We start from the raw sequence: 17593 nt of genomic DNA, 5'->3' as shown, positions 1-17593 counted from the left end.
GATGGCCGCGTTCAAACGCGAGGGCGAAGGGCGGCCGCTTGTTGTTGAAGCCGTTCGGTCTGCGACTTCATTCGCAGATTCATTCGGCGAAGTTCTTCGTCGAGTCGAGCGGATGGGACCGGTGAAAACGAGATTTCCGGCGTCCCCAATCGAACGGAGTCGACATCGGGAATGATTCCGGGTGCCTCAGCGAGTGTGCGGGTTGTCATCGCGTCGACCAACAAACACTGAAGGCTGCGTTCCTGGACAGGCACGATCGACGGTTCACTCCACTTCAATTGCATCGCGGGCGTGGCGCGTCGCGAAATGATCTCAATTTGCTGCATTCGAGTTGGCATGCTGTGATGATCAGCGTCCAACGCGCACACCCAGCTTCTTCGCGAAGTTCGGTAAGCCAATTCAAACGGGCTGAGGTTGTATTGCAAAATTTCATCGAAGCGGTCCGCCATCTCCATCGTGCACTCGACGTCAGCGGTCACGCGGCCCAGGGCGAGGCGATCGGCCCGGACCGGACGAATGTCCTCGGACTGCAGCTCAATCTCATGCCAAGAAGACTTGTTCGTGGTGTGCTCGATCCGCACTCGATTGCCACCCAGAAGTTCTCGCTCGGACGTGTTCGACTCGTCAGACTTCCACTGTTGAATGGTCTGCGGACGCGAACGTGAACCACGTTTCTCAGATCGGAAACGAGCGAACGTCGCGGCGATACCGGCCGGCGTTGCCAAAGGAGTTTCGAAGACGGCGTCCGTCCCGCTTCCCACGCGACTTCGCAATGTCAACTTGGAATAGTGCAGTGAAGCCATTTGACGCGAGATCATCAAACCAAGACCTTCGCCACCCAGGTCCGAGGCGATCTTTTGCGTGCCACTGAGTAGTTGCAGACGTTGGGGCGAGATCCCACGTCCGCGATCGATCACGGACCAAACCGCGACACCGCGATTCAGATCGTCTTCCACTCGAATCAGGATCGGCGACCCGGGTTTGCTGGCGCGTTCCGCGTTGATGATCAGGTTGGTCATCAGTCGCGAAAGAATCGTTGAGTCGACCAAGACGTCCGGCGAGTTGGGTTCGATGCCGTCCCAGTGCAGTTCGATCTGTTTGTTGCTGAGCAGCGAACGCGTCGCCAAGTCAACCGCTTCGCGAATGGCAGTGCGTTTGGTGGAGACGCGGCGAACGCGAGGCAGGCCGGAACGCAAGCGTTCGGCTCGTGACAGTTCGTCGATCAAGGAGTCGATGTACTGGCACTGAGTCATCGCGGCCTGAAGAAACTCCGCTTGAGAAGCGGTCACATCGCCGAGGCTTCCGTCCCGGATGACTTCCATCGTGGCGGCGATCCCAGCCAGCGGCGATTTGAGATCGTGAGCGGTTTCATTCAGCAATCGCACCGCGGCGCCGAGTGGATCGGGGGCTGTTTCGTTGTGGTGCGAGGCGATGTTTCGCAGGGCACGTCGATGGGCGCGAGCTTGCTGCTTCTTGGCCGACGAATTTTTGCTGGGTGAAAACATGGGGGTAGTCTTTCGTTCACGACGGGGCAGGCGTGCGTTGGCTACTTGCTAGGACGTCCGCCACGATGCTGTGGGTGAACGCTGACTGCTATCAAATCGACAGAATGTCGCACTTGCGTCGGTCAAACTGACAGCACGTGGCAATGTGAAACCAAAATCAAAACGGTTACTCCATCGTCATCATTTGTTCTCAAAAGAGGTGTTGCCTGGAAAAATGCTGTCCTGCGATCCACACCGATTGCTTGGGTTTGGGAAAATGGGCGGGTCGATCCGGTTCTTCGTGTTTCATCGAATTATGCAAATCGAGCGTGCCCAAAGGGTTGAATCAAATACGTCGCAAATGCCGATAAACAGAGCGTGTTCAGCGGATTTCGCCTCGTTTGGACGCGTTTGTTTTCACGAGAAGAGTGCCCGTTGGCGGCTGGCGACCTTGTCGTCGGCTCTTGACTTCTGTCACGCTCGCGTGAGACACATCGAATTCTCGCGAACCCTTTTTTTGTCAATCGATTGCGGCAGCTGCCATGTGTGGAATTGTTGGATACGTTGGTGCAGACCAAGCGGCAGAGTTCCTGGTCGATGGACTTCGGCGTTTGGAATACCGAGGCTATGATAGTGCCGGCGTCGCGATCCACGGCGGTGGTGACATCGCGATCACTCGCTCGGTCGGGCGAATTCAGGCGTTGGCTGATCGGATGGGGACGCCACCCGAAGGCACTTTGGGATTGGGGCACACACGATGGGCCACGCACGGACCGGCGACCGAAGAGAACGCTCACCCGCATATCGGTGGCGATGGCGAAGTGGTTCTGGCGCACAACGGCGTTATCGAGAACTTTCAGGTTCTCAAAGATGAATTGATCGCGAAGGGGTATCAATTCAAATCGGCAACCGACAGCGAAGTCATTGCGCACTTGGTCGCGGAAGGTTTGAAGGGCACTCCCGCCGATCCAACTCAACCCAACATGCGTTACGTCACCGCGGTGAAGTGGGCGATTGCCCAGCTTCGAGGCACCTACGGTTTGGCCGTCGCTTTTCGCGAAAAACCAGGGTTGCTCATCGCGGCTCGGTTTGGCAGCCCGTTGGTTTTGGGGGTTGGCCGTGGCGAGTACTTCGTCGCAAGCGATGCGTCGCCGATCGCTGGCCGCACGGATCGCATTGTCTATCTCGCCGATCATCAGATCGCAGTGCTGACCGCGGACGGATTCACGGTTCTTCATCGTGACAGCGGGAAGGTTCGAGTCAACATTCAGCCGCTGGCCGAAGACACCGGCGAAGTCAGCATGAATGGCTACGATCATTACATGCTCAAGGAAATCCACGAGCAGCCCGACTCGCTTCGCAACGCAATGCGAGGTCGATTGAACGATGAAGATGCGACGGCTGTCTTTGGTGGATTGAACTTAACGCCTCAACAACTTCGCGGCGTCGAACGCATCATTCTGACCGGTTGCGGAACGAGTTGGCACTCGGCTTTGGTCGGCGAGTACATGATCGAAGAGTTCGCTCGCATCCCTGTTTGCGTGGAGTACGCCAGCGAGCTTCGGTACCGGAACCCGCCGATCGAAAACAACACGTTGGTTTTTGGGATCACTCAAAGTGGTGAGACCGCCGACACACTGGCGGCACTGAACGAAACCAAACGCAAAGGGCATCGAACGCTCGCGATTTGCAATGTCGTCGGCAGCTCAATCGCTCAGGCCGCAGACGGAGGAGTCTACTTGCATGCCGGACCAGAGATCGGCGTCGCGAGCACCAAGGCATATTCCAGCCAGTGCTGTGTCCTCGCGATGTTGTCGCTGTATTTCGGTCGCATGCGGCACATGAGTTTTGAGTCGGGCGGCCGGATCATCGAGGAACTTCGACGATTGCCAGCGGCGGTGGAGCAAGCGTTGACCTGTGATTCTGAAATTCGACGGATCGCGTCCAAGTACGCCGAAGCGTCAAACTTTTTGTATCTCGGTCGTCGATACAATTTCCCGACGGCTCTCGAGGGTGCCCTGAAGCTGAAAGAAATCAGCTACATCCACGCCGAAGGTTACCCCGCCGCGGAGATGAAGCACGGCCCGATCGCGCTGGTGGACAAGCACACGCCCAGCGTTTTCATCATGCCGCGTGGAACGACTTACGACAAAGTGATGTCGAACATGGAAGAGGTCAAAGCTCGCGGAGGCCCGGTGATCGCGGTCGCCAGCCATGAAGAGGCTCAGATTCGCCGGATTGCCGACGAGGTCATCATGATCCCGGAAGTCCCCGAGTTCTTGCAGCCAATTGTCTCGGCCGTCCCTCTGCAGTTGCTCTCGTACCATATTGCCGTTTTGAGGGGTTGTGACGTCGACAAACCCCGCAACTTGGCGAAAAGTGTGACGGTTGAGTAAATTTCGCGGTCGAGCGATTTCCGTATCCAACTAGGGTTTCACTCATCGAAACATTGCTCCTAGTGTCGAAGTCGGCGTTTTCCTGTTCCTTTCCTTCCAACCTGCAGCGGAGTTCTCCTGAGATGAACGATCGGGGTTTGAGCTACAACTCACGCAAAGCACTCATGGTCCACATCGGCGAGACGGCAGGAGCCGAGATCGCGGATTTGCTCAACAATCTCTTGGAAGAGGTGGAAGAACTTCGCCGCACCAAGGTCAGCATCACGCGAATTGTTCCCGGACAGCAGCCGGTTCAGGAATTCATCGAAGAACCCGTCTGAACCGAAGAATGACCTTCGTGGAGTGTTCGATTCGGAGCACTCGGCGGGCGGAGACGGAGCACAACTTCTGACTCAGCTTTGAGTTGACAGGTTGCCCTTGAGTGTCGACAGTGTCGGGTTCCCGGGATAGAAATCCCAGTTTTCCCCACCCACGCTCGTCTCACGATCCATGTCTGACGCTTCTTCCACCGCTCCCAGCTCAGCGGGAGCCGCTACGCAATCCACCGGCAGCCGAACGTTGCTGGACAAAATTTGGGACCAGCACCTGGTTCACGCTCCCGAGTCCGGGCCCGCGATCATCTACATCGATCTGCACTTGGTCCATGAAGTGACCAGCCCCCAAGCGTTCGAGGGACTGCGGATCAACAACCGCCCGGTCCGTCGCCCTGAGCGAACCATCGCGACTCCCGATCACAACGTTCCAACGTCCGATCGCAGTTTGCCCATCGCTGATCCGATCAGCCGCAAGCAGATCGAAACGCTGCGTGAGAACTGCAAAGAGTTCGGAGTCGAGCTGTTCGACATCGATGATGTGCGACAAGGAATCGTTCACGTGATCGGCCCAGAGAACGGCTACACCCAGCCCGGCATGACGATCGTGTGCGGCGACTCTCACACCGCCACTCACGGCGCGTTCGGATCGCTCGCGTTCGGAATCGGAACCAGCGAAGTCGAACACGTTCTGGCAACGCAAACGCTGCTGCAGTTCAAGCCCAAAACATTCGAACTTCGCGTCGATGGCGACTTGGCTCGTGGAGTGACAGCGAAGGACATGATCCTGTATCTGATCGGCGAGATCGGAACGGCAGGTGGCACGGGCTACGTTCTGGAATTCACCGGGGACGCAGTTCGCAACCTGTCGATGGAAGAGCGAATGACGGTTTGCAACATGTCGATCGAAGCTGGGGCTCGCGCCGGCATGATCGCTCCTGACCAAACCACATTCGACTACCTTCGTGGCCGTCCAGAATGTCCGACGGATTTCGATGCCGCGGTGGAAGCTTGGGAAAAGTTGCCATCCGACCCCGGTGCGACTTATGACCGAAGTAACCTCTACAAAGGCTCGGACATCCGGCCGCAAGTGACTTGGGGAACCAACCCTGGTCAAGTTTGCAGCGTCGATTCGGTGGTTCCATCGCCAGGCGACAGCACCGATATCAATGTTCAGAAGTCGACCGCATCGGCACTGCAGTACATGGACTTGAAAGCCGGTACTCCGATCACCGAGATCGAGATCAATCGCGTTTTCATCGGTTCATGCACCAATGCACGGATCGAAGATTTGCGAGCTGCCGCGGCTGTCATCAAGGGGCACCATTGCAGTGACAAAGTCAACGCGATGATCGTCCCCGGTAGTGGCAAGGTGAAACTGCAAGCGGAAGAAGAAGGCCTGCACAAAGTCTTCATCGAAGCTGGTTTCGATTGGCGAGAAGCCGGTTGCAGCATGTGCTTGGCGATGAACCCGGACAAGTTGGCTCCGGGTGAACGTTGCGCCAGCACCAGCAATCGCAACTTCGAGGGGCGTCAAGGCAAGGGAGGCCGAACGCACTTGGTCAGCCCGGCGATGGCTGCCGCTGCCGCGATCAAAGGCCACTTCGTCGACATTCGCGATTGGGACTATCGCTGAGTTGCCAACCGGTGATTCAGCTCGACCATGAGCGGCTAGCGACGCACTGCTAGCCTTTTGTTTTTTGTCTTCACGCCGGCAACCGGGGCGAGCACCCCGCGGCGAATAAACCATCCATTCATCGCTAACAGCTAAAAGCCAATCGCTAATAGCTGAAGCCGCAGGCTTCCATCATGCAAAACTTCACCGTACACCAAGGCGTTGTCGCAACGCTGGATCGTGCCAACGTCGACACCGACCAAATCATTCCCAAGCAATTCCTGAAACGCATCGAGCGAACTGGTTTCGGTCAGTTCCTGTTTTTTGATTGGCGTTTCTTGGAAGACGGCGAGACTGACAACCCAGACTTTGAGCTCAATCGCATCAATGTCAAAGGTGCGTCGATTTTGCTCACGCGTCAGAACTTCGGTAGCGGCAGCAGTCGTGAACACGCCGTTTGGGCTCTGGACGACTACGGCTTCCGCGCCGTGATTGCTCCTTCCTTCGCCGACATCTTCTTCAATAACTGCTTCAAGAACGGCGTTTTGCCGATCGCATTGTCTGAAGAAGACGTGGAAGAGTTGTTCCAGCGAGCCGCGAAGGGGAACCCTTATCAGTTGACCGTCGATTTGGAAAACCAGGTCGTCACGGACAACGAAGGCTTCGAGCGTTCGTTTGAGGTGGATGCGAGTCGTCGGCACAACATGCTGCACGGTCTGGATGACATCGCTCAAACGCTGATGCACGAAGAGAAAATCACGGCTTTCGAAGTCGCCCGCGGTTAATTTGCGACGGGCAACCCTCGGGCTTCCGGTCTGAGTGTTTCTGGATGAGTTTCATACCAGGGTTGTCCGCGATTCTCTCTTTCGCCAGCTTGCTGCGCTTCGGTAGACCGGGGCAAACAATTGCTCGGTGTGCAGGAGATCGAAGATGGCTTGGTCAGAGATGGAAATGGCTCGCGAAAGTTTGTCGCTGGCAGCATCGTTTTTTGCTGTCGTGTCGACGTTCTACTTTTGGCTTGTCCGAGCAAATCGCGAGCGGGCTAAGCTGATTGCTTGCAGCGTCACGGGGCTGCGAGGGACGTTGCTGATGGCGATGGAGGACACCGCCACTTATCGGCGAGTGGCTCCTGCGGAGGACCAGATCGTGCTGAAGTACTGGCTGTATTTGGCGGTTGTGAACAACAGCACGCTCCCCAACGCGTTGCTCGGCATGAAGGTTTGGCTGAAGTTCGCCGATGGCCGATGGCATGCGATGGACGTCGCAGCCGCTGATCAAGAGACCGATTTGTTTCCGCAGAATGTTGACCCGATGACCACGGCTGGGGTCAAGCTTGCGCTGGCAACCAAATTCGTCGGCTCAGCGACAGGCGGATTTCACGAACGAGAATGTGCGGCGGGAGACGCGTTGCCTGAGTCAGTGCCTGTGCGAATTGAACTGGAGGCTTTGCAGGGACAAAGGTTCGTGAGCGAATGGTTGGACGACGGCCGGTTGTTGCTGCGGACGGCAGAGTCGTCGCGGTTGGCAGCTGCGTGATTCTCAGACCAGTATTCCAGCTTCGGCTTGATAGGACGCTGCTGAAATGGAACTCTCGACAACAGCGACGCTGTCGTCGTTGAAAGCTAGATTTCGTTGTAGGTTCTCGATCACTTGAGACGTCAGGTGACGACCGCCCGTGATGACTTTGCAGTCTTGGTCGACCGAGATTGTCTCGTAAGGAATCATTCCAGGCAGCAAGTCGCTGACCGGAACTTGCTTAATGCGAATGGTGTCTTGGTTATCGTGAAGACCTTCCATCGCACGGATCATATTGCTTGACAGGCCCGGCATGATCTTTTGGATTGTTGAGGAGGCTGCTTCGATGCAGAGTCCCTTTGTCGTGAGGAAGTTCCAGTAGAACACGACTTTCAAAAGCAGCGCTGAGGCTTCGATTCGCCGACCGGTTTCGCGATACTTGTCTGCCCGAGGAACAACACAAAGCAGGTCCACGATCCAGCCAAGTCGCGGGATCTTCTGCAGGAGTCCAGCGGATGTTTTGCAGATCTTTGCAAACAGTGCTTTGTGTTTATCTGAGGTCGGGTCCAGGCAGTTGAATTCTTCGGACTCTTGGGGTGAAAGGATCGCGAGGCCGACCAGGCAGATCCGAGCGGCGATCCGTTCTTCCCAGCCAAGATCGATCGAAAGGTTCTTTGCCAGATCACTGGTCGATTCCAGCATGCGGGTTGTGTCAATGTGCCGACCGTCGGGCATTTCGATGAGATCGGTCATCAGGTCAAGCGTGCCTGCGAAAGTCCCGCTCAGCAGATCTTTTGCGGACACCATTGAGTTGTGTTCCGACTGGGCTTCTTCGATTGTCGAGATGATGCAGCGGGGCTCACAAGGTTTCGTCAAGAACTTGAAGACCTTGCCGTCGTTGACCGCTTGCATGGCGGTGTCCAGTTCCTTGTTACCAGTCAGCATTACAAAGACCGCATTGGGCAACTTCTTGCGGAGAAGGCTGATCGTTTCGATGCCGTTTAAGTCGGGCATTTGCATGTCGACAATGACGACTGAAAATGGTCCCTGTGAGTTGGCCGATTCGACCGCTGCTTCGCCACCTTCGGCTGTGTACACGCGATAGTGAGGAGGTAGTTTCTTGCGAGCAACTTCGGCAAGAATGTTTAGTAGGACCGGGTCGTCGTCGACGAACAGTATTCTTTCAGCCATCTTGTTGCACTCTTGATCGTCAGTTTGTTGTCAGGCACTGGGGGTCACGAGGTTTGGTATCTCGTGGCGACGGTGGCCACTCTCTTTTTCAGCAGCGTCAGGTTGGCAAGTCCGGGCGTTCGGATTTGGTTGCAGTCTGTGCCAAACTTGATCGATTGCGTTTGGCCCAATGCGTCATGCGGGTTTGTACACACGCAAGGTTTGAGCGGCCCATATGGAGGAAAGTTAGCTCATGCTTGGGGAGGCGGCGTTGGAGTTAGGGGAAAATAAGGGTGTCATGGGGGTGAGCTATGTCGTTGGTGCGGGTGGTGAAGCAGCCGCTCGGCGGCGAGTGGGTAAGTGGTGATCTGTTCAGGTGCGCCCGTTTTGAAGCAGTGTTTTTGGTCGCTTGATTGGCTGGTGCAGCAGGAGGTGAAAAGCGGATGTGGCTGGGCCGACAATTCGGCGCGAATCCGATAGCATTCCCGTTGTTTGAATTCAAAAATTCCATGGGGTGTATTTGATGACATTTGCCACGCAGCTCAATGCGGCAATCTTGCGGACCGGGTCGGTGACTTGTGTGGGTTTGGACCCGCGGCTGGAGCAGTTGCCAAAGCCGCTTCGAGAAAGCGTCTCGGGCGATCGAAAAGATTCGGTTGCGGCTGCCTACACTCAGTTTTGTTGCGAAATCATTGACGCAGTTGCGGGTTTGGTGCCATGCGTGAAGCCGCAGGCAGCGTTTTTCGAGCAGCTCGGTCCGGCGGGAATGGTTTCGCTCGGCGAAGTCATCTCGCATGCGAATCGAGCGGGATTGATTGTCATCACCGATGGCAAACGCAATGACATCGGCAGCACCGCGACGGCCTATGCGGACGCCTACCTGGGTAGTGCCGAGCCTGATCGATCGCCATGGGGCAGCGACGCGTTGACCGTCAGTCCGTATTTGGGACGAGACAGCTTGGAGCCGTTCGTGGAGGTTTGCGACCGGCGAGCGGCGGGCATTTTTGTTCTCGTGAAGACATCCAACCCCGGCGGCGGTTACCTGCAGGACCTCAGTGTCGACGGAAAGACGGTTTATCAGTCGGTCGCGGAATTGGTCACCGAACTGAACCAAACGCGACTCGATGCAGATGGCTATGGTCCCGTGGGAGCGGTGGTCGGAGCGACCTACCCCGAACAACTGGTCGAGATGAGAAAGGCGATGCCGAACAGCATTCTGCTGGTGCCCGGTTTCGGGGCTCAGGGAGGATCGGCCGACGATGTGCGTGCCGCGATGGATGCCAACGGGGCTGGAGCCGTCGTGAATAGTTCGCGTCACATCATCTTTGCTCACAAGCGAGAGGAGTTCTCAGTGAAGGCGGACGAAAGTAACTGGCAGGATGCGGTCCGGGCGGCGACGGTGCAGATGAACGAGCAACTGAAAGGCTAAATGCGGGTGTCTTCCTAGGTTCCCTGCTTGCCCTAGGTTCACCTCGGCCGTGGGTCTGGAGTGCTGCGCAGTTGCGTAGGCGAGTGCGCGGGCCAGTCAAGGGCCGGTAATGTCGGCCGTGGTTCGTTTTTTTGTGCGACACAATGTCGCTGATCCTTCGCTGGCCTTGCCCTCGCAGGTGTTTCCGACTGATAATCCCGGCCCGCGTTGGGAAGAGTTGCGCGGATGCTCTATTACTTTTTCTTGTCTCGTCGACGTTGTTCGATCGTGTTGGCTCTGAGGTGATCCCTCAGTTGCGAATCGCGGTTAGGCAATTGGTTTCCGTTGGCGTGTGATTTGGATCGATCATGAAACGTTTTTTGTTTCCACGTTGGGTCAATCCCTTCTTGGGCGTTCTAGGACTGGCCATTGTTGGCGGAGGCGTTTACGCCGCCGCCATGGGTGGATTGGTCACGGACCCTCAGACGCTCAACGTGGGCTACCAACCGACCCAGCCAGTTCCATTTAGTCACGCGATTCACGCGGGACAGTTGAAAATGGATTGTCGGTATTGCCACAACACTGTTTTCGACGCCGCTCACGCTGCCGTTCCTCCCACGGCGACCTGCGTGAACTGTCACTCGCCTGCTGCCGAGAACGGTCAAACCGCTTTGGGTGCCGTTCACACGGACAAAGCCAGTTTGGCACCGATCCACGAGAGCTGGAAAACCGGTCGCAGCGTGGCTTGGAAACGAATTCACAACCTGCCTGAATTCGTCTACTTCAATCACGCCGCGCACGTGAATTCCGGCGTCAGTTGCGTTTCTTGCCACGGACGCATCGACCAAATGGAAGTCGTGTACCAGCACGAGCAACTGTCGATGGCATGGTGCATCACCTGTCACCGAAACCCAAACGAACATCTTCGCCCCGTCGAGTTGGTCACCAAACTCGATTGGAAAGCGGAAGACCACGACTGGGGTGAATTCGCCGACCAAGCGGAATTCGCGAAAGCCCATCGAGAAGAACACAACATCAATCCACAAGTCCATTGTGCGGTTTGTCACCGATAGTCCATCGAGACCAACTGGCCGCTGAATTCAGCTGACTCACCGCAAACTGAACTGAGAAGATTCGCCTCCATGACCACTTCGACCCAAGACGCCGGTTTCGATTCCTCCGAAGCCTCCTCCTCGTCCGCTGCAGGGAAACCGCAGTACTGGCGAAGCTTGTCGGAATTTCGTCAAGACGATTCGTTCGTCAATGATTTCCTGCATCGCGAATTTCCGGTCGCTGCATCGGAATTCCCCGAGGGTGTTTCGCGTCGCCGATGGATGCAAATCATGGGTGCGTCGCTGGCCATGGCCGGTGCCGCCGGGTGTCGCTACCCCGAAGAACTGATCGCTCCGTTTGTGCTGCGTCCCGCGGATCGTGTCCCTGGCGAGACGTACCAAGCGGCCACGAACTTCGAACTCGCTGGTGAAGTCCAGCATTTGTTGGTGACTTGCGTTGACGGTCGTCCGATCAAAGCAGAACCCAACACAACTCACCCGGCGGGCGGTGGAGCGGGAACATACGCTCAAGCTTGTGTGCTTGGTTTGTACGACCCAGATCGCGCTCGCGGCGAAGCTGGTGTTCCGATCCAGTACGACAGTACCGAGGATCGTCGCATCGAAACCGACTGGGCTGCGTTCGAGAATTACGGCCAAGCGTTGCTGCGATCGGTTGGTGATGGCGAATCCGTTGCTGTGATGATGTCGCCAACGACTTCGCCGACCACGTTGCGGATGATTGGCGAACTGCAAAAGAAGCTGCCTGCCGCATCGGTCTGCGTTTACGACTCAATCGATGGTGGCTTGATGAACGAAGCCACCCAGCGTGTCTTTGGCAAACCAGCCACTCAGAAGTTTGACTTCACCGAAGCGGAAGTCATCGTTTCCTTCCAGTCGGATTTCTTGGGCAGCGATACCGGAAGCCAAGCCAACTCTCGCACGTTCGCGAAAAACCGCGATCCGATGCGAGAAGAATCCAAGGGCGAGATGAGTCGTCTGTACGTCGCCGAAGGCGGTTACACGACCACCGGTGCAGCGGCCGATGTTCGCATCGCGATTCGCCCCAGCCAAATGAAGGCTGTCTTGGCGGAGCTCGGACGCCGAGTCGAAAAAGCCAAAGCCGGCGAAACGCTCGGTGAACAATACGATCTAGAAAACTTGCCCGAAAAAGGTGCCGCGTACAGCGAGATCGATGCCGCCGCTCGGTTGGATCGATTCCTGAATGCCGCCGCTGTTGACTTGGCCGCCGCGGGCGACAAGGGCGTTGTGGTCATCGGCGAAACACTCGGTGCGGACGCGATTGTCGCTGGCATCGACATGAACGCGAATCTTGGTTCGCTCAGCTCGATCCAATCCTTCCGCCCCATCGCCGGTGCGGACCTGAAGAATCAGCTGACGCTCAAGGAAACACTTGATCGAATCAACAAAGGCGACGTGAGCACGTTGTTGTTGGTCGACACTAACGTGGTCCACACCGCTCCTGGCGACATGGATTTCACAAAGGCTCTCGATCGAGTCGAACACTCGATTTACTTGGGCATCTACGACGACGAAACCGCTGAAAAGTGCGGATGGTCGTTGCCAATGAGCCACCCGCTTGAGTCCTGGGGTGACTGCGTCGGAGTCGATGGTCACTACGGCGTTTGCCAGCCACAAATCATGCCGCTGCTCGGTGGTCGCTCCGCCGCAGAAGTCTTGGCGTTGATGTTGGGCCAAGAAGTCACCGAGGGTGAGAAGCTCGTTCGACGCACCGCGGATTCAGTTTCCGGTTCAGCGATCAGCGATCGCCAATGGCGGAAACTCTTGCACGATGGTTTCTCGGAAGAAGTCGTTGTCTCGGCGGAAGAAGTGTCGGCGGGCGAGACCTCGGTCGATCTGCCAGGCGAACTTCCTGAGATCACTTTGGATATCGACCAAGACGACATTGAAGTTGTCTTCACCGCTTCGGAAGCTCTCTACGACGGTCGCTTTGCCAACAACGGTTGGTTGCAGGAAATGCCGCAAGCCCTGACCAAATTGGTCTGGGACAACGCTGCGGTCATGAGCCCACGCACCGCGGAAACGCTGGGAATTAAACACGGTTTGATGGTCGCGATTCGTCGCGGCGACTCGACCGTGGAGTTGCCCGTTTATGAAATGCCCGGCTGTGCTCCCGGCGTCATCACAACACAAATCGGCTACGGTCGAACCCGCGTCGGTGCGGTAGGCGGTTCCACCGAACTGGAAGTGGATCCGGTTGGCGTCAACGTTTCGCCCATCCGATTCAGCGACTCGATGTTATACGCTCATCCGGTCGAGGCTCGCCCGCGATACACCGAGTATGAATTGGTCACGACCCAGGATCACTGGGCGATCGATGAGCTTGGACGCGATGAGGCGGAGACTCGCAGTCATAGTCTGATTCGTGAAGGCACGCTTGAGTTGCTCAAGAAGCTGCCTGAGTTCACCGAAGCCAAGGGGCCTCACGTCCCATCGGTCGGTGAAGAAGGTTCGCTCTGGAAAGAGCCAATGAACCGAATTGAGGAGACCAAAGAGAAGATCCCGCAGTGGGGCATGTCGATTGACTTGACCAAGTGCCTTGGCTGCAACGGCTGCGTGATCGCTTGTCAAAGCGAAAACAACGTGCCCATCGTCGGCAAGGAACAAGTGGGTAACAGCCGCGAAATGCACTGGTTGCGGATCGACCGGTACTTCCAAGGTGATCCAGACGTTGCCGATATCGTTCAAGAACCCGTCGCTTGCATGCACTGCGAAACGGCTCCGTGTGAGCAGGTTTGTCCGGTCGCGGCAACGGTTCACACCGACGAAGGGCTCAACGCGATGACCTACAACCGCTGCATCGGCACGCGGTACTGCGGTAACAACTGTCCTTTCAAAGTTCGCCGGTTCAACTACTTCAACTACAACAAAGATGTTGGTGTTGGTTACGGCATCGATGCTTACCCTGGCTCGATCGAATCCGCCAATCGCAAGCTCGAGCAGTTGGTGCTCAACCCGGACGTCACCGTTCGCGGTCGTGGTGTCATGGAAAAGTGTACCTACTGCGTTCAGCGCATTGAGCACGCCAAAATCGACGCTCGCAAAGATGGCGGCCGACCCGTTCGCGATGGCGAGATCGTCACCGCCTGCCAAGCCGCTTGTCCGACCAACGCGATTGAATTCGGTAACGTGGCGGATCCTGAATCGGCTGTTTCCAAGGCCAAAGCCGACATTCGCGACTATGGAATGTTGACTCAGCTCAATGTCAAGCCACGAACGTCCTACAAGGCTCGCATCCGCAACACTCCGTTCGCTTTGATGACTCGTAAACAGATCGACGATCTGTCGCTCGAGGCACCTCATCATGGCCACGAGGAACACGGCGAGCACGGGCACGATGATCATGGTCACGACGAAGGCGACCACGGTCACGACGATCACGGTCATGGCGAAGAACAGCACACCCGGAACGTGAAGCGTCCGTTCCAGCTGCCGATCGTTTAGGGATTTGCCCCCGACGCCGCATTCATACTCCGAAATCAACCCTCCTTTTTCAGCCCTTTCCATGTCTCTCGCAATCCCAAACGGACTGGATAATTCGAACGATCGGCCCGGTCAGCGTGCACCGCTGGTCCTCGGCGATACGAATTATCACTCGATCACCGAAGCGGTCTGCAAGATCGCCGAGCAGCCGCCGTCTCGTGCGTGGGTGATCGGGTTTTTGGTCTCCGTTCACCTGGCGACCATGTTGGGTTTGTGCATCGCTTACCTGATCTACACCGGGGTTGGTGTATGGGGTAACCGGGCGCCGATTTTCTGGGGTTGGCCGATTGTCAACTTCGTTTTCTGGGTCGGGATTGGTCACGCCGGAACATTGATCAGTGCGATTTTGTATCTGTTCCGTCAGGAATGGCGGACGAGTATCAACCGGACGGCCGAGGCGATGACGATCTTCGCCGTGGTTTGTGCGGGAACGTTCCCTGGCATTCACGTTGGTCGTGCCTGGCTCGCATTTTGGTTGGCTCCTTACCCCAGTTTGAACCTTTGGATGTGGCCACAATTCCGCAGTCCTCTGCTGTGGGACGTTTTCGCGGTTTCGACTTACGCGACCGTTTCGTTGCTGTTCTGGTACATGGGCATGGTTCCCGATTTGGCGACCTTCCGTGACCGCAGCAAGAACCCCTATCGGCGTGCCGTTTACGGTGTCCTCGCTCTCGGTTGGAGTGGTTCGTCGCGTCACTGGATGCGATACGAAAAGGCTTACGCATTGTTGGCTGCATTCGCAGCGCCGCTGGTTTTGTCAGTGCACACGATCGTGTCCTTTGACTTCGCGGTTTCGCAGGTTCCGGGTTGGCACACGACGATCTTCCCGCCTTACTTTGTTGCCGGGGCGATTTTCTCCGGTTTCGCGATGGTGATCACGCTGATGGTCCCGGCGCGAAAAATCTTCAACATTGAAAAACTGATCACGATCCGGCACTTGGAAAACATGTGCAAGATCATCCTGACGACCGGATTGATCGTCGGCTTGGCGTACGGGACCGAGTTCTTCATCGCTTGGTTTGGCCAAGTTCCCGAAGAGAAATTTGCGTTCGTCAACCGAGCCTTTGGGCCTTACTGGTGGGCGTACTGGACGATGATCACCTGCAACGTGATCTCGCCGAATATCTTCTGGTCAAAGAAGGCTCGAACGACACCTTGGATCATGTTCGTCGTTTCGATCTTCGTGAACATCGGAATGTGGTTTGAACGTTTCGTGATCACGATCACCAGTCTTTCGCGTGACTACCTGCCAAGTGCTTGGGCTTACTTCAGCCCGACATGGGTCGATTGGTGCATGTTGATTGGCTCGTTTGGATTGTTCTTCACCCTGTTCCTGTTGTTCTGCCGGTTGATGCCGATCATCAACATGGCGGAAACGAAGGCGACACTCGCCAAAGAATTGCACATGGCTCACGCCGACCATTCGCACGAGGACGACCACTGAGGTGATCGCTCGCGTTTTTCGCGACCGCCCCTCTTTGACGTGCTGAATCCTGATCACTGAAAACTGTTCATTGAAATTTTCTCATGACTGAATCTCAACCCAAACCGCAGACAGTCGCGGACGACAAAAAAGTCCACGGTGTCGTCGCCGAATTCACGGATGTCGATTCGCTGCTGGCAGCTTGTCGTCGTGTTCGCGACGCGGGCTACACCAAAGCGGATGCGTTCACGCCGTTCCCGGTGCACGGGATCGACACGGCGCTGGGGATCAAACCCACCGTGTTGCCTTGGATTTCGTTGGCCGCGGGTTTGACCGGCACCACGATCGCGCTGTTGATGCAGATCAGCTTGAACGGTCAAACGGACTTGTTCGAAGGGATTCAGTACCCCTACATCATCTCAGGCAAGCCCTTTATCTCGTTGCCGGCTTTCATTCCGGTGACGTTTGAGTTGACGATTCTGCTTGCTTCGTTTGGAACGTTCTTTGGCATGTGGGCCCTCAACGGCCTGCCGAAGTTCAGCAACCCAATGTTCACGAGTCCGCGATTTGATCGTGCGACCGACGACACATTCTTTTTGTTCTTGGATGCCAAGGACTCACGATTCGACGAAGCGGGTGCGAAAGCCTTGCTCGGCGAACTTGGCGGTGAGTACGTTGAGCCCGTGATGGAGGATGATTCATCCAAAGTCATTCCGAAGGGATTGCTGATCGCTCTGGCGACTGTGATTTGCTTGTCGTCCATTCCAGCCTTGGCTGTGTTGCGGATGCGAGTGACCAAGAGTGGTTCGCCTCGTTTCCACATCTTCCCCGACATGGACTTCTCGCCTTCGAAAGACGCTCAACAAACAACAACTTTGTTCGCCGATGGCCGAGCGATGCGTCCCGATGTTCCCGGAACCGTTCGCCGTGGCGAAATGGATTGGGATCTGAACTTCAAGACCGGCATCGACATGGACGAGTTGGCCAGCATCGACGCTCCTCGTGCGGCCCAATTGGTTGCAATGCAGTCCGACGTCGCCGTGGATGACGAAGACGAAGTGGCTCCGGAAGAAGCCGCTGATGAGGAAGCGTCCGCCGAAGAACCTGCTGTGGAAGAACAAGCAGCCGAGGAAGATACCGCCGATGAGGCTGAGCCAGCCGCCGCTGCGGAAACCGCTGACAACACACCTTGGTTGACCGAAAACCCGCTCGAGCTTAGTGACGAAGCATTGGCCCGCGGCCAGCAACAATTCAACATTTACTGCTCTGTTTGCCACGGCATGAACGGACGCGGAAACGGCTTGGTCAATCGCCGAGCCCAGAAGATTTTGGCAACCACTTGGACGCCACCATCGAACATGCACGATCCAACGCTGTACTCGGACGTTTACCCCGACGGCAAGCTGTTCAGCACGATCACCAACGGCGTTCGCAAAATGCCCGGTTACGCTTCGCAGATCAAAGCCAAGGATCGCTGGGCGATTGTGGCTTACGTGCGAGCTTTGCAGGCCAGCCAAGACGCGACGTTGGAAGACGTTCCTGAATCGCAGCGTTCAGGAGTTGAAAAAGAACAGGCCGAAGTTCAAGCCAAACTGAAAGCCGCCGCCGAAGCCGAAGCGGCCAAGGCAGCCGAAGCCGCAAACGCCGAGTAATTCGTTTTCGCCATCGGCAGACGGGCAACCGATCCTGCCGGGAAT

General features: G+C 56.5%; 12 protein-coding genes. 10 read left to right on the top strand and 2 right to left on the bottom strand.

Features of this window, described 5'->3' with window-relative positions:
• Nucleotides 1–11: 11 nt before the first annotated feature.
• Nucleotides 12–1505, bottom strand: coding sequence for a sensor histidine kinase (locus CEE69_RS20630; RefSeq protein WP_099262512.1), 1494 nt, complete (start codon nucleotides 1503–1505; stop codon nucleotides 12–14).
• 521 nt (nucleotides 1506–2026) lie between these two features.
• Here CEE69_RS20630 and glmS point away from each other — a divergent pair.
• From glmS to CEE69_RS20605, 5 genes are all read left to right on the top strand, one after another.
• Nucleotides 2027–3880, top strand: coding sequence for a glutamine--fructose-6-phosphate transaminase (isomerizing) (glmS, locus tag CEE69_RS20625; protein ID WP_099262511.1), 1854 nt, complete (start codon nucleotides 2027–2029; stop codon nucleotides 3878–3880).
• A gap of 122 nt (nucleotides 3881–4002) precedes the next feature.
• Nucleotides 4003–4200 carry a hypothetical protein gene (locus CEE69_RS20620; RefSeq protein WP_099262510.1) on the top strand — a complete coding sequence of 66 codons (198 nt, stop codon included), beginning with the start codon at nucleotides 4003–4005 and terminating at the stop codon, nucleotides 4198–4200.
• Nucleotides 4201–4369: 169 nt separating this feature from the next.
• Nucleotides 4370–5827, top strand: a complete 1458-nt coding sequence (gene leuC / locus CEE69_RS20615) for a 3-isopropylmalate dehydratase large subunit (protein ID WP_099262509.1) — start codon at nucleotides 4370–4372, stop codon at nucleotides 5825–5827.
• Nucleotides 5828–6000: 173 nt separating this feature from the next.
• Complete coding sequence (leuD, locus tag CEE69_RS20610; protein WP_099262508.1) at nucleotides 6001–6591, top strand: 3-isopropylmalate dehydratase small subunit; 591 nt, start codon at nucleotides 6001–6003, stop codon at nucleotides 6589–6591.
• A gap of 145 nt (nucleotides 6592–6736) precedes the next feature.
• Entirely contained in the window at nucleotides 6737–7342 is a 606-nt protein-coding gene (locus CEE69_RS20605; protein WP_099262507.1) for a hypothetical protein, read from the top strand.
• Between the two features lie 3 nt (nucleotides 7343–7345).
• On the opposite strand, the gene CEE69_RS20600 is transcribed toward CEE69_RS20605, so the two are convergent.
• The gene (locus tag CEE69_RS20600; RefSeq protein ID WP_099262506.1) at nucleotides 7346–8512 is read right to left on the bottom strand and encodes a response regulator; all 1167 of its coding nucleotides are present in this window, start codon (nucleotides 8510–8512) and stop codon (nucleotides 7346–7348) included.
• 502 nt (nucleotides 8513–9014) lie between these two features.
• Here CEE69_RS20600 and pyrF point away from each other — a divergent pair.
• From pyrF to CEE69_RS20575, 5 genes are all read left to right on the top strand, one after another.
• Entirely contained in the window at nucleotides 9015–9920 is a 906-nt protein-coding gene (pyrF, locus tag CEE69_RS20595) for an orotidine-5'-phosphate decarboxylase (RefSeq protein ID WP_099262505.1), read from the top strand.
• A gap of 347 nt (nucleotides 9921–10267) precedes the next feature.
• Nucleotides 10268–10972 (top strand): cytochrome c3 family protein, encoded by a 705-nt coding sequence (locus CEE69_RS20590; protein WP_008666199.1) that lies wholly within the window; start codon nucleotides 10268–10270, stop codon nucleotides 10970–10972.
• Nucleotides 10973–11041: 69 nt separating this feature from the next.
• Nucleotides 11042–14434, top strand: a complete 3393-nt coding sequence (locus CEE69_RS20585) for a TAT-variant-translocated molybdopterin oxidoreductase (RefSeq protein ID WP_099262504.1) — start codon at nucleotides 11042–11044, stop codon at nucleotides 14432–14434.
• 61 nt (nucleotides 14435–14495) lie between these two features.
• Nucleotides 14496–15917 (top strand): NrfD/PsrC family molybdoenzyme membrane anchor subunit, encoded by a 1422-nt coding sequence (nrfD, locus tag CEE69_RS20580; RefSeq protein WP_099262503.1) that lies wholly within the window; start codon nucleotides 14496–14498, stop codon nucleotides 15915–15917.
• 83 nt (nucleotides 15918–16000) lie between these two features.
• Nucleotides 16001–17548 (top strand): quinol:electron acceptor oxidoreductase subunit ActD, encoded by a 1548-nt coding sequence (locus CEE69_RS20575; protein WP_099262502.1) that lies wholly within the window; start codon nucleotides 16001–16003, stop codon nucleotides 17546–17548.
• Nucleotides 17549–17593: the final 45 nt, after the last annotated feature.

It is taken from the genome of Rhodopirellula bahusiensis (genome assembly GCF_002727185.1).
Lineage (GTDB): Bacteria > Planctomycetota > Planctomycetia > Pirellulales > Pirellulaceae > Rhodopirellula > Rhodopirellula bahusiensis.
This window is presented reverse-complemented; position numbering and strand designations above follow the sequence as displayed.

Coding starts and splice junctions, on each gene's coding strand:
- CEE69_RS20590 (WP_008666199.1), top strand. CDS start 10,268: ATGAAACGTTTTTTGTTTCCACGTTGGGTCAATCCCTTCTTGGGCGTT.
- CEE69_RS20630 (WP_099262512.1), bottom strand. CDS start 1,505: ATGTTTTCACCCAGCAAAAATTCGTCGGCCAAGAAGCAGCAAGCTCGC.
- CEE69_RS20585 (WP_099262504.1), top strand. CDS start 11,042: ATGACCACTTCGACCCAAGACGCCGGTTTCGATTCCTCCGAAGCCTCC.
- glmS (WP_099262511.1), top strand. CDS start 2,027: ATGTGTGGAATTGTTGGATACGTTGGTGCAGACCAAGCGGCAGAGTTC.
- nrfD (WP_099262503.1), top strand. CDS start 14,496: ATGTCTCTCGCAATCCCAAACGGACTGGATAATTCGAACGATCGGCCC.
- CEE69_RS20600 (WP_099262506.1), bottom strand. CDS start 8,512: ATGGCTGAAAGAATACTGTTCGTCGACGACGACCCGGTCCTACTAAAC.
- CEE69_RS20605 (WP_099262507.1), top strand. CDS start 6,737: ATGGCTTGGTCAGAGATGGAAATGGCTCGCGAAAGTTTGTCGCTGGCA.
- leuC (WP_099262509.1), top strand. CDS start 4,370: ATGTCTGACGCTTCTTCCACCGCTCCCAGCTCAGCGGGAGCCGCTACG.
- pyrF (WP_099262505.1), top strand. CDS start 9,015: ATGACATTTGCCACGCAGCTCAATGCGGCAATCTTGCGGACCGGGTCG.
- CEE69_RS20620 (WP_099262510.1), top strand. CDS start 4,003: ATGAACGATCGGGGTTTGAGCTACAACTCACGCAAAGCACTCATGGTC.
- leuD (WP_099262508.1), top strand. CDS start 6,001: ATGCAAAACTTCACCGTACACCAAGGCGTTGTCGCAACGCTGGATCGT.
- CEE69_RS20575 (WP_099262502.1), top strand. CDS start 16,001: ATGACTGAATCTCAACCCAAACCGCAGACAGTCGCGGACGACAAAAAA.